This window comes from Mesorhizobium sp. FG116 (genome assembly GCF_057809835.1).
Genome location: NZ_JBMDKS010000004.1, coordinates 1 through 13605, shown reverse-complemented (window position 1 = coordinate 13605; position 13605 = coordinate 1). Strand labels below are relative to the sequence as shown.

The following is a 13605-nucleotide window of genomic DNA, read 5'->3' as shown; positions in this document are numbered from 1 at the left end:
GCTGCATCGAACACGAAAAAGCCCCAATCCTTTCCTTTCGATCCGCCCGGTTCGTGCAGAAAGCGCGTGCTCAATGGTTGTCGGGGGGACAACGCCTGCTATTGTCTGTCAGGATGCTGATACGACCTCATTCGGCTTTTGCTGCGATGCAACCAATCGCATTTGAACCGGTTTTATGAACGCGATTGCGCCGCAAGGTCGCAATCGCGTTCCCGCCCGCATGGATTTTTAATGAATATTCAGACCGCCCCAGACCGTTTGCAACGAACAAGCTCGATGTTTCCAGCCGCTCCGGAAGCACCGATCCGTTCGCAATTTTTTCAGGAAGACCGCCTGCGCGTCCTTGGTGAGAGCATCGCCAAGGGAATGGTCGATGATTTTGCCGGCATTGCAACCTTTGATTTCCAGGCACGCATCCGCGAAAGCGCCAAGAAAATCCTCGAAGTCTATCGCTCCACCAATGCCGCGCAGGCCAAGGGTGAAACGATTACGCCGGCCGCGCAATGGCTGCTCGACAACAATTACCTGGTCGAAGAGACGATCTACCAGATCAAGCGCGACCTGCCGCGCCGCTTCTACCGGCAACTGCCAACGCTGAAGCTGCCCGATGGCACCAGCGTGCCGCGGGCGCTGGTCCTCGCATGGGCCTATGTCGCGCATTCCGACAGTTCAGTCTCGGCGCATATGTTCAAGTCGATCGTAGAGGGCTTTCAATCCGTGGAGCCGATGAAGATCGGCGAGCTATGGGCTCTGCCGTCGCTGTTGCGCTTCGTGCTTGTGGAGAACCTGCGGCGGCTGGCCGTGCGCGTCAGCAGGGCGCGCGACATGCGTCTCGTTGCCAATGAAGTGGCGGACCGCGTGCTGGCTTCCGCCGACGGCGGCGCGCGCCAGGACCTTCTCGCCAAGTACGGCGCCCATGCGCAGGACACTACTTTCGCGACCCAGCTTCTCTATCGCTTGCGCGACGGCTCGCAAAATGCGGGCAGGGCGCTGGAATGGCTGGAAGGTGAGTTGGAAAAATCCGGCTCGGACGCCGAAGAAATCATCATTGCCGAACACCAGACTTTGTCGAGCGGCAACGTCACCACCGGCAACATCATTCGCGGCCTGCGCTTGATCAACGACGTCGACTGGACCGTCTGGTTCGAGGACGTCAGCAAGATCGACGTGCTGTTGCGCGAGCGCACCGACTTCGCTGCGCTCGACTTCGCTTCACGCGACCAATATCGCACGGCAATCGAGGAACTCGCGCGACGGTCCGACAAATCGGAATACAGCGTGGCTGAAACCGCCACGGACATGGCCAAATACTCGCCTCACGCAACCGCCTCCACAGCCGGTCAGGAGACGTCTACCGACGTCGGCTTCTATCTGGTCGGCCCGCACCGGGCGGAACTGGAAAGCGCCATCGGATATCGTCCAGGCTTCGGCCAATGGCTGAAGAGAGCGTTTCGCAAGACAGGGTGGCTGGGCATTTTCGTCCCCGTTTTTGCGCTTACGGCACTGCTTCTCTATGTGACCGGTAACGCTCTGGCAGCACTTGGCCTGCCCGTTGCGGCCATCGCCTTGATGCTGGTGCTGTTCGCAGTGCCGGCAAGCGAAGGCGCGTTGGCATTCTTCAACACGGTCGTGCTGTTGTTCCTAAAGCCGACGCGGCTAATCGGCTACGAATACAAGGACGGCATTCCGGCAGGTGCACGCACGCTCGTTGTCGTACCCTCGCTGATCGGCTCGCGCGACGATGTCGAAGAAAATATCCGCAACATCGAGGTCCACTACCTCGCTAATACCTCGGATGAACTCTACTTCGCCTTGCTGTCGGACTGGCCGGACAGCAATAGCGAGATTGCGTCGGGCGACATGGAAATCCTCGATTTCGCGCGCGCGCAGATAGGCAAGCTGAACCAGCGCTACCCGTCGCAGGGCGTGGCCCGTTTCCACCTGTTGCACCGACGCCGGCTGTTTAACCCGGGGCAGGGCAAATGGATGGGTTGGGAGCGCAAGCGCGGCAAGCTGCACGAGCTGAATCTGTTGTTGCGCGGCGACAGCGACACCACGTTCATGCCGCTCGATGCGCCGCTGCCCGAAAACGTCGTCTATGTAATGACGCTGGATGCAGACACGCGCACGACGCGCGATGCCATTGCCAAGCTGATCGGCAAGCTTTGCCACCCGCTCAACCTGCCGCATTTCGATGCTTCGAAGCGGAGAGTTTCTGCTGGCTACACCATCCTGCAACCGCGCATCACGCCCTCGCTGACGACGGGCGATGAAGCCTCGTTCTTCCAACGGGTGTTCTCGGCGAACCGCGGCCTTGATCCATATGTCTTTGCCGTGTCCGACCTTTATCAGGACGTGTTTGGAGCGGGCTCCTTCACCGGCAAGGGGCTTTACCACATCGATGCTTTCGAGGCGGCGTTGAAGGACCGCTTCGAGGAAAACACCATCCTTAGCCACGACCTGATCGAGGGATCGCTGGCGCGTTCGGCGCTGGTGACCGATGTCGAACTGGTCGAGGATTATCCGACCCGCTATTCGGTCGATGCCTCGCGCCAGCATCGCTGGGCTCGCGGCGACTGGCAGTTGCTGAACTTCATCCTCGATCCGCGGTCCGGCGTGCCGGCACTGTCGCGCTGGAAGATGGTCGACAATCTGCGCCGGACTCTGACGCCGATCTTCTGGGTGATGGCTGCCATTGCCGGCTGGACCTTGCTGCCGTTCACGCAAGCGGCGCAATGGCAGGCGCTTTTGATCCTCAGCCTGTTCATGGCGCCGACCTTCGATATCGTCAACGCGATCCTGCCCAAGAACCGCGATGCGACGCCGCGCGGCCATTTCTCCGCGCTGGCGCACGACGTTGCGTTCGGGACAGCGCTGGTGGCGCTGAAGATCGTGTTGATGGCGCATACCGCCTGGATGATGGGCGATGCGGTGGTGCGCACGCTCTACCGGCTGTTCGTAAGCCGCAAGAACCTGCTTGAATGGCGTACTGCCTCGCAGGCCCACAAGGGCGGCGGCAACGACCTCGGCTCCTACTACAGTTCGATGTACGGCGCGGTCATCGTCGGCGTCGTTGGCCTCGCCATTCCGGTTTTCGATGACTCGACGGGTGCGTTCGTCGCCTTCTTCTTCGCCCTGTTCTGGATCGGCTCGCCCGCATTCGCCTGGGTCATCAGCCGCTCGGCGGAAACCGAGGACCGCCTGCACCTGTCAGCGCGCGACATGCATGCCTTGCGTATCGCGGCGCGCCGCACCTGGCACTATTTCGAGAACTTCGTTACCGACGAACACCACGACCTGCCGCCGGACAATTTCCAGGAAAGCCCGGCTCCGGTCGTGGCGCCGCGCACCTCGCCAACCAATATCGGCGTCTACCTGTTGTCGGTTGTCTCCGCGCGCGATTTCGGCTGGATCAGCCTCGCCGATACCATCAATCGCATCGAAATGACGATGACGACGATCGAGAACATGCCGCGCAATCGCGGGCATCTGTTCAACTGGTACGACACCAAGACGCTGAAGCCGCTGCATCCGCTCTATATTTCAAGCGTCGACAGCGGCAATCTGGCCGGCCATCTGGTTGCGGTTGCCGCGACCTGCGCTGAATGGGCAGAGGCCCCCTCGGTGCATCTGCAGGGCGATTTCGGAGGCGTGCTCGACGTTGTCGCGATCCTTTCGGAAAGCCTCGATGAATTGCCCGACGACCGCCGCCAGTTGCGCCCGTTGCGGCAAAGGCTGGCGGACCGACTCGACGGAATGGAGCGCGCCGTTCGCACCATCAAGGCGCAGCCTGAGATGGCGTCCATCCGCACCATCAACCTTTCGGTGCTTGCCGGTGAAATCCGCAAGCTGGCGGCTGCGATCCACACCGAGGTCGGCTCGACACAAAGCGACATCATCGTCGATTGGGCGGCGCGGCTGGAGGCGACTTGCGAAGCGCACGTTCATGACTCGCACAGCGACGAAAAGGCCGTGGAACTGCTGCGCGGCAGATTGCAGAAACTGCGCGAGCGCACCCGCCGCTTTGCCTTCGAGATGGACTTTTCGTTCCTGATGCGCACGGAGCGCAAGCTGCTCTCCATCGGCTACCGGGTGGAGGAACACCAGCTTGACGAAAGCTGCTACGACCTGCTGGCGTCGGAAGCACGCCTGACCAGCCTTTTCGCCATCGCCAAGGGCGACCTGCCGACCGAACACTGGTTCAAGCTCGGACGGCCGATCGTGGAGATTGGCTTTCGTGGCGCGCTGATCTCGTGGTCGGGATCGATGTTCGAATACCTGATGCCGCCGCTGGTCATGAAGGAGCCGCACGGCAGCTTGCTCAACCAGACGAGCAAGCTCGTCATCAAGCGGCAGATGCAATATGCGCGCTCGAAGAATATCCCGTGGGGCATTTCAGAGGCGGCCTACAACGCCCGCGACCGGGAACTGACCTACCAATACACCAATTTCGGCGTGCCGGGCCTTGGCCTGAAACGCGGCCTTGGCCAGAACACGGTGATCGCGCCCTACGCGACGATCCTGGCTGCGCAATTCATGCCGCGAGAAGCGGTCGAAAACCTTCGACGGTTGAAAGGCATCGGTGCCTTGGGCCGGCATGGCTATTACGACTCGGTGGATTTCACGCCGCAGCGCGTGCCGGAAGGTTCGGACCATGCCGTGGTCCTGAACTATTTCGCGCACCATTCGGGCATGTCCATCGCTGCCGTTGCCGACGCGGTATTTGAAGGCCGGCTGCGCGACAGGTTCCATAGCGACCCGGTCATCGAATCCGCCGAACTGCTTCTGCAGGAAAAAGCGCCACGCGAAATCCCCGCGGATACCGTACGCACGGAGGCCGAGGAACGGCCGGCGCTGGACGAACCCGAAACGCAAAGCCTCGATACCCGCATTATCCTGGATCCGGCATGGGCGCTTCGCTCGACCAGCCTGATGTCGAACGGCCACTATTCGGTGATGCTGGCTGCGACCGGTTCCGGATCTAGCCGCCTGGGCGAACTCGCCGTGACGCGCTGGCAACCCGATCCGACAGAGGACCGGCTGGGCTCTTATATCTTCCTGCGCGATGCCGATACTGGAGACTGGTGGTCGGCGACCGTCGAGCCGAAACAGGCTCCCGGCGAGGTGGCGCAGACCCTTTTCTCCGACGACAAGGCAAGCTTCATCAAGACCGTGCGCTCGCTACGTTCGGAGGTCGAATGCATCGTCATTTCCGAAGGCAATGGCGAGGGCAGGCGCGTCACGCTCTATAATGACGGCGCGACCGACAGGCATATCGAGGTGACGTCTTTCGCCGAACTGGTGCTGGGGTCCGAAGCTGCCGACAACGCCCATCCGGCGTTTTCAAAAATGTTCATCGAAACAGAGATTGCGCCGAACAACGGCGCAATCTTTGCCACGCGCCGCAAGCGCGACCAGAAGGAGCCGGATTTCGCGGCCGTTCATTTCGTCACCGATCCATCAGGTTTGGCACGGGACACTGAAGCAGAAACCGATCGGCGCGCGTTCATCGGACGCGGCCGCACCATTGCCAACCCTGCGGCGATGGATACCGGCGTTCGCCTGAGCGGCAGCACCGGCTTTACGCTTGACCCGATCGCGGCGTTGCGCCGCCGGGTTCGCGTACCAGCCAACAAGAAGATCTCGCTGACGTTCTGGACTTGCGTCGGTGCGAACCGGACTGAACTCGAGGATGCGGTAAACCGGCTCGATCATCCGGAAAGTTTCGCCAGGCAAGCGATGCTGGCCTGGACGCGTTCGCAAGTGCAGACCCGGCACCTGGGGCTGAGCCTTGCAGACGCTGCTATTGGGCAGCAGCTTGCGCGCTATCTGATCTACCCGGATTCCAATTTGCGCCTGCCTTCCGAGGCGATCATCTCCGGCCTCGGCAAGCAATCCAGCCTGTGGCCAACCAGCATTTCCGGCGACTACCCGATCTTCGCGCTGCGCATCGACGACGTGGCCGATCTTGAGATCGTGGCGCAGGCCTTGCGCTTCCAGGAATACATGCGCGCCCGCGGTATGATGGCAGACCTCGTCATCGTGAACGAGCAGGCATCTTCCTACGTTCAGGACCTACAACAAGCTATTGATTCATTGTGTGAAAATAGCCGTCTGCGTGGTACGGAACTCGGCCCTCGCCAGCACATCTTCGCCGTTCGACGGGATTTGATGGACGAGCCGACCTACCGGACGTTGCTTGCCTCGGCGCGAGTGGTCCTGCACACGCGCAATGGCAAGATCGCCGACCAGATCGAGCGCGCCGAGACAACGGCGCTGCAGGCGCGGGATGCGCTTCGTGCAGGAAAACCAGCCATTTCCCGCGACCTTGCAACGACTTCATCCGGCACGTCCTCGCTCTCGCGAGACATTCCGGCTGACGGAAACGGCCTTTCAAACTGGAACGGTTTTGGCGGATTCAACGATGACGGACGCCACTATGTCGTGCGTTTGACCGGCAACAAGACCACGCCGCAACCGTGGATCAACGTCATTTCCAATGAAAGCTTCGGTTTCCATACCTCGGCCGAAGGGGCTGCCTTTACGTGGAGCCGCAACAGCCGCGACTACCAGTTGACGCCGTGGTCGAACGACCCGGTGACCAACCGGCCGGGCGAGGGCATCTATATCTACGATCATTCGAGCGGCAGGGCGTTCTCGCCGATGGCGGCCGTGGTCCGCGATCCTTCCATGACCTATGAAGCATGGCACGGACAGGGCTTCTCGACTTTCCGGTCGCAGCGTGGGCCCTTGTCCATGGACCTGACCCACATCGTCGATCCGGTCGATCCTATCAAGCTCTCGAGACTTCGTATCCAGAATTCCGGCTCAAGTGCCGTGCGGCTGCGCATCTACGCTTATGCAGAATGGGTTCTGGGGACACACCGTTCCCGCACTGCCGGCACCATCGTTCCATCGCAGGACGCCGCGACCGGCGCGCTTTTCGCCACCAATCCGTACAATCTGGATTTTGGCGGGCGCGTTGCGTTCCTGGCCAGCGATGCCAAGCCTCAATCGGTAACCGCAGACAGGCAGGAATTCCTTGGCTCCGGCGGCACGACCGTGGAGCCCTATGCGGTTATGGCAGGCGCGGCATTGTCGGGGCGGGTCGAGGCTGGGGACGACCCTTGTGCCGCGATCGCTCGTGATATCGAAGTGCCGGCCAATGGTGACGTCACGCTGATATGGCTTCTCGGCGATGCCGCATCGGCCGATGAGGCTTCTGAACTTATCAAGCGACACCGCGACAAGGACTTCGACAAAAGGCTTGCGGACAACGAGGCTACCTGGCGCGGCTTCCTCGACACCATTCAGGTGGAGACACCGGACAAGTCGCTGGATGCCATGGTCAACCACTGGCTGCCATACCAGAGCGTAGCCTGCCGCATCCGCGCCCGCTCGGCATTCTATCAGGCAAGCGGCGCATTCGGCTTCCGCGACCAGTTGCAGGACACGCTTGCGCTTTTGGCACACGATCCGAGCCTTGCTAGGGACCAGATCCTGAATGCCGCCCGGCGGCAGTTCCCGGAAGGCGACGTGCAGCACTGGTGGCTGCCGCGCACCGGGGCAGGGGTGCGCACGATGATTTCGGACGATGTCGTGTGGTTGGCCTACGCCGTTGCCTACTACATCGCCGTGACGGGTGACCGCACCATCCTCAAGGAAAGCCTGCCGTTCATCGATGGCGAGCAGCTTGCCGAAGGCGAGCACGACGCTTTCTTCACGCCGGAACCGACCAAGACCACGGTGCCGCTTTATGAGCACTGTGCCCGCGCACTCGATCTCGCCATCAAACGCAGCAGTGCAAGCGGCCTGCCGTTGATCCTTGGCGGCGACTGGAACGACGGCATGAACAGCGTTGGCGACGAGGGCAAGGGCGAGAGTGTTTGGCTGGGCTGGTTCCTGCTGAAGACGCTCGGCGACTTCGCAGCCGTTGCCAAGGCCGAAGGCGACACCAAGCATGCCCAAGCCTGGCAGAAACACGCGAGCGTGCTGAAGCGCGCCTTGGAAAACACCGCCTGGGATGGTCAGTGGTATCGGCGCGGCAGCTTCGACGATGGCACACCGCTTGGATCGAGAAGCTCCGAGGAATGCAAGATCGACTCCATTGCGCAATCGTGGAGCGTACTTTCGGGCGAGGGCGATCCGGCCCGTTCGAAGACGGCGATGGATCAGGCTCTCGATCTGCTTGTAGACGACGAGTTGAAGATCGTGAAACTGTTCACGCCACCCTTCTCGAAGACCGATAAGGACCCGGGGTATATCAAGAGCTATCCGCCCGGCGTGCGTGAGAACGGCGGCCAATACACCCATGCCGCGACGTGGTTCGTGATCGCGCTCGCAGAAATGGGGCGCGTTGACGATGCCTATCGCTGCTTCTCCATGCTCAACCCCGCCATGCATTCGACAGACGAGGCAATGGCCGAGCACTACCGCGTCGAGCCTTATGTGGTGGCGGCCGATATCTACTCCGGCGACAAAGGCGGGCGAGGCGGCTGGACGTGGTACACGGGCTCTGCCGGATGGCTCTATCGTGCCGCAGTCGAGGCGATCTTGGGCATACAGCGGCACGGCACGCGCGTTGAAGTAAACCCACGTATCCCAAGCCATTGGGATGGCTATACGGCGACACTCAACATGTTGGGCTCTCGCCAGAAGATCCGTGTCGTGCGAACGAAGGGCGCCAAAACCGTCTCGCTCGAGGTGGACGGCGCCAAGGTGAAAGGCACATCGTTCGACGTGGGCAAGGCCGCGGAGATGGAGATCGTGGTCCGTATTCCATCGTGAGTTCACGGGCTCCTCATCAAATGTGACTAAAATTGTGGCAGCGGCGCGCCGCTGCCATTATTTTGCCGCATGATGGGCATTTCACCTTTTTTCTCAAACCGTTAGGTGATCACGCCAGATTTCTGTCCGTAGCCATCTTTTGTTCGCGAAATCGGAACCGAAGGGATATGGAGGCATTGTTTTGCGGCGCATCGATCGATACGTGTTTCGGAAATGGTGCATTGCACAATGAGCGATTTCGCGGAGTAAGCGAGTGTCCCTTCTGCAAGTCTACTGGCGTGCTCTCGGCTATCTTGCCGCCGACAAGAAGCGGGTTGCCCTGATCTGCGGCGCCAACGTCACCCTGGCAATCGTCGCAATCCTTGAGCCCATCCTGTTCGGCCGGGTCATCGATTCCATCTCGGAACACATGAATGTGGTTCCGGCCCTCGTCATGTGGGCAGGGCTGGGAGCATTCAACATCGTTGCTTTCGTGCTGGTCGCGCGGGGCGCCGACCGTTTCGCGCATCGGCTGCGCAGCGATGTGCTTTGCGAGTCTTTCGAGCGCGTGATCACAATGCCGCTTGCCTGGCATCATGAGCGCGGAACCTCCAATTCGCTGCATACGCTTCTGCGTGCGGTAGAGTCCCTTTTCAGCCTGTGGCTGGAATTCATGCGCCAGCACCTTTCGACGGCGGTGGCGCTGATGCTGCTGGTTCCGACCGCTCTGACGCTGGACCTGCGCATGTCGATGGTGCTGTTGGTTCTCGGTGCGCTGTATTTCTGCATTGGTCGGCTGGTCATGCGCAAGACCAAGCAAGGGCAGGCGAGCGTAGAGCAGCACTATCACACGGTGTTCGCCCATGTGACTGACTCCGTCAGCAATGTCGCCGTTCTGCAGAGCTACAACCGCATCGGTCACGAGACCGAGGCGTTGAAGCGCTACGTGCGCAACCTGTTGAATGCCCAGTATCCGGTGCTGGACTGGTGGGCACTTGCAAGCGCGTTGCACAGGCTTTCGTCCACGATCTCGATGATGGTGGTGTTGCTGATCGGCTCCTACCTCGTTATGCGCGGGCAGTTGCGCATCGGCGATGTCATTGCCTTCACCGGTTTCGCGACGCTCCTCATTTCGAAGCTCGACCAGATTTCCGCTTTCGTGAACCAGATTTCCGAGGCGCGGGCGAAGCTTGAGGATTTCTATCGCATGGAAGATTCCTCCCGCGAGGTTTCGGAACCTGCGGGCTTGCGCGAGCTTGGCGGAATTACCGGCCATGTGCGTTTTGAAAACGTCGGCTTCGAGTTCGCAAATTCCGGGCAGGGCGTCGATGAAGTCTCGTTCGAGGTTCATGCTGGCCAGACTGTTGCGATCGTGGGGCCGACAGGTGCCGGCAAGACGACGCTCATCAACCTGCTGCAGCGCGTGTTCACGCCGCAGCGTGGCCGCATCCTTATCGATGGCGTCGATACGCGCACCGTGACCAGCCGCTCGCTGCGCCATTCGATTGCGACCGTGTTCCAGGATGCCGGGCTGCTTAACCGGTCGATCGAGGACAATATCCGCATCGGCAGAGCGGAAGCGACCTATGACGAGATCCACGCGGCGGCAGACGCCGCGGTTGCGCAGGATTTTATCCTGTCGAAGTGCGGCGGCTACAACACGGTCGTGGGCGAGCGCGGCGGGCAGTTGTCCGGCGGCGAGCGCCAGCGCATCGCCATTGCGCGCGCCGTGCTCAAGAATGCGCCGATCCTTGTTCTGGACGAAGCGACGAGCGCGCTCGACGTCGAGACCGAAGATCGCGTCAAGCAGGCGATCGATGATCTGCGTCGTGACCGCACCACCTTCATCATCGCTCACCGCCTGACCACAGTGCGCGACGCCGACCTCGTCGTGTTCATGGACAAGGGCAGGGTGGTCGAGATGGGCGGCTTTGCCGAGCTTTCCCTGCGCAATGGCCGCTTTGCCGCGCTGCTGCGCGCCGGCGGCTTGCTCAATGACGAGGAAGTTCGTCGCCTCAGCCGCATTTCTTCGGTCACGGAAGACGCTGCCGCCTGACAGGCTTGTGATCGGGAAAGTTCCCGCCCGCTGATTGCTCGAATCCCATGCTGGGTCTATTAAGCAAGGGACCATGAGCAATACACGTACGCGCTTCGCAAACTGGATCGACCTCGCCAATCCCACACGCTTCGTCGCGTTTGCTGACCGGATCGTGCCTTGGCTGTCAGGTTTAGCCTGCCTGCTGCTGGTCGCCGGCCTCTATATGAGCTTTGCAGCACCTGAGGACTATCAGCAGGGATCGACGGTGCGCATCATGTATATCCATGTGCCGTTCGCGTGGCTGGCGATGATGTGCTACGGCCTGATGGCTGTTTCCGCGCTCGGTACGCTGGTCTGGCGCCATCCGCTGGCCGACGTCGCTCTGAAGTCGGCAGCGCCGATAGGGGCTGCCTTTACCGCGCTTGCGCTCATCACCGGTTCGATCTGGGGCAAACCGATGTGGGGCACCTGGTGGGTGTGGGACGCGCGCCTGACTTCGGTTTTTGTGCTGTTCCTCATGTATCTCGGCATCATTGCGCTGACCCGCGCGCTGGACGATGTCAGCCGCTCCGCATGGGCGGCCGCAATCATCACGCTTGTCGGCTTCATCAACATCCCGATCATCAAATTCTCGGTCGAGTGGTGGAACACCCTGCATCAGCCGGCCTCGGTCTTGCGCATGGGTGGACCGACCATCGATCCAAGCATGCTGTGGCCGCTGCTGATCATGGCGCTAGGCTTCACCGTTCTCTTCTTTGCACTGCACCTGACTGCAATGCGTACCGAGATCAGCCGGCGCCGCATTGCCTCAATGCGCAGGCTGGCCGCCCGCAACAGCGACGCCTGAGATAGAATTTCACTTTTTTGTAGCCGTCCGAACTCTGGCGAAGGCGCGGAAGCACTCATGAAACGATCGACGATCAACTCCATCATCCGCGATGCGGACGCGTTCATCCGCTCCTTCGGCTACATCATGCCGCCATTTGCCTACTGGACGCCGGAGCAGATGAAGGAACGCCGGCAAAGCTCATCCGGTATCTTCGACGCGCGGCTAGGCTGGGATATCACGGACTACGGGCAGGGCAAGTTCGACGATCTGGGCCTTTTCCTGTTTACCGTGCGCAACGGTCGCTTCGAAGACATGAAGAAAGGCGCCGGCATGCTCTATGCCGAGAAAATCATGATCTCGCGCAAGGATCAGCTTTCCCCGATGCACAGGCATGCCATCAAGGCTGAGGACATCATCAACCGCGGCGGCGGCAAGCTGGTGCTAGAACTGTTCATGCCGGATGCGGAAGGCGGCATCGATCCGAAAGCGGAGGTTTCGGTGCCAGTGGACGGCACGATCCGCAAGCTGCCGGCGGGCGGTCTGCTGAAGCTCGATCCAGGCGAAAGCGTGACGCTTTTGCCCGGCGTCTGGCATGCGTTCTGGGGCGAGGGCAAGGACGTGCTGATCGGTGAGGTCTCGACTGTCAATGACGACCTGACCGACAACATCTTCAGGGAGCCGATTGGCCGTTTTTCCGATGTCGAGGAAGATACCGCACCGCTGCACCTGTTGGTGTCGGACTACGAGCGCTGGGTCGGATAGGGAACTTACCGCCCCGTCCGGACTACCCTGAAAATCACAACCGCTGACCGCGCGAGCTTAGATGGACGATATTCTGGAAGGATATGCGTCCGCCGCCACGCCTTCGCTGATTGAGCGGTATGAATCATTCGACTTCGAGAAGCTCTACGCGCCCGTCCTGGACCTCATGTCGAAATCACCGGTGCGAGTTGCAGACATAGGCGCGGGAACGGGCAGGGACGCTGCGTGGCTGGCTGATCGTGGCCACACGGTTGTCGCAGTTGAGCCGGTTCGTGAGCTGCGTGAAGCGGGCGCGGGGCGACATAGGTCGGCCAACATAACATGGTTGGACGACAGGCTTCCCGAACTGGCAAAGCTGCAATCCCAAGAACCGTTTGGCATGATCCTGTTGTGCGGCGTATGGCAACACATAGAAGAGGATGCGCGGCAAGTCGCAATGGCCGCTTTAGGCCATATCGCTGCGGACAATGGCCTTCTGATCATGTCGCTGCGTCATGGGCCGGGAGCACCGGGCAGGCGCGTTTTCCCCATATCGCCTGAATGCACTATTGCAGCGGCCAAACGCTCGGGCTTCGATATTGTTCGCCAATTGAAGGCCGACTCCATCCAGCCTGAAAATCGCGCTGCTGGCGTTTGCTGGACGTGGCTTGCATTCAGGAAAGACGGATAGCGGTCTTCCGAGATGCCCGACGACAGTTCATTGTAGACACGCCGAGCTGATTTGGAGGAGCCACGCATGGACCGATTTGCAGGCGGCTGTCAGTGCGGCAGTGTCCGATTTGTAGCGTATGGAAAGCCGTACAGGGTCGGCATTTGCCATTGCCTCGATTGCCGTAAGCACCACGGAGCCTTGTTTCACGCTTCGGCAATTTTCCCTGAGAGCGCGGTCAAGGTGGACGGCGAGACGCACCAATATAAAGGACGCCATTTCTGCCCGATGTGCGGCTCGTCGGTCTTTGGACGCAGCGAAGACGAAATCGAGGTGAACCTCGGCTCGCTGGACGAGCCCGACCAATTGAAGCCAACCTACGAGCTATGGACCATCAGGCGAGAGTCCTGGCTGCCGCCATTTCCACTGGCGAGACATTATGATCGCGACCGCGACGCGTCAGGGCGCACAGAGGAGTAGGCAGTTGAGCAGATAGAACGGTGCCGGCGCTGTGAGTTCTCGCTGAAGTGCGACCGGCAGCCTGGCGAAGCTAACGCGATC

General features: G+C 60.7%; 7 protein-coding genes. 6 read left to right on the top strand and 1 reads right to left on the bottom strand.

From position 1 onward, the window contains the following. Positions 1-127: 127 nt before the first annotated feature. A complete protein-coding gene (locus tag ACODTY_RS04975; RefSeq protein ID WP_488993387.1) occupies positions 128-271 on the bottom strand; it encodes a hypothetical protein in 144 nt (47 codons plus the stop codon). Between ACODTY_RS04975 and ACODTY_RS04970 the strand changes: the two genes are divergently transcribed. From ACODTY_RS04970 to ACODTY_RS04945, 6 genes are all read left to right on the top strand, one after another. Beyond that, entirely contained in the window at positions 232-8787 is an 8556-nt protein-coding gene (locus ACODTY_RS04970; protein WP_488993184.1) for a glycoside hydrolase family 94 protein, read from the top strand. The two genes, ACODTY_RS04975 and ACODTY_RS04970, sit on opposite strands and share 40 nt — an antisense overlap. A 253-nt stretch (positions 8788-9040) precedes the next feature. Beyond that, a complete protein-coding gene (locus tag ACODTY_RS04965) occupies positions 9041-10822 on the top strand; it encodes a glucan ABC transporter ATP-binding protein/ permease (protein WP_488993183.1) in 1782 nt (593 codons plus the stop codon). A gap of 73 nt (positions 10823-10895) precedes the next feature. Next, entirely contained in the window at positions 10896-11651 is a 756-nt protein-coding gene (locus tag ACODTY_RS04960) for a heme ABC transporter permease (protein ID WP_488993182.1), read from the top strand. 57 nt (positions 11652-11708) lie between these two features. Continuing rightward, the gene (locus ACODTY_RS04955; RefSeq protein WP_488993181.1) at positions 11709-12395 is read left to right on the top strand and encodes a D-lyxose/D-mannose family sugar isomerase; all 687 of its coding nucleotides are present in this window, start codon (positions 11709-11711) and stop codon (positions 12393-12395) included. A gap of 61 nt (positions 12396-12456) precedes the next feature. Beyond that, entirely contained in the window at positions 12457-13065 is a 609-nt protein-coding gene (locus tag ACODTY_RS04950) for a class I SAM-dependent methyltransferase (protein ID WP_488993180.1), read from the top strand. A 66-nt stretch (positions 13066-13131) separates the two neighbouring features. After that, on the top strand, positions 13132-13524 hold the full coding sequence (locus ACODTY_RS04945) for a GFA family protein (protein ID WP_488993179.1): 393 nt from the start codon (positions 13132-13134) through the stop codon (positions 13522-13524). The last annotated feature ends 81 nt before the right edge of the window (positions 13525-13605 follow it).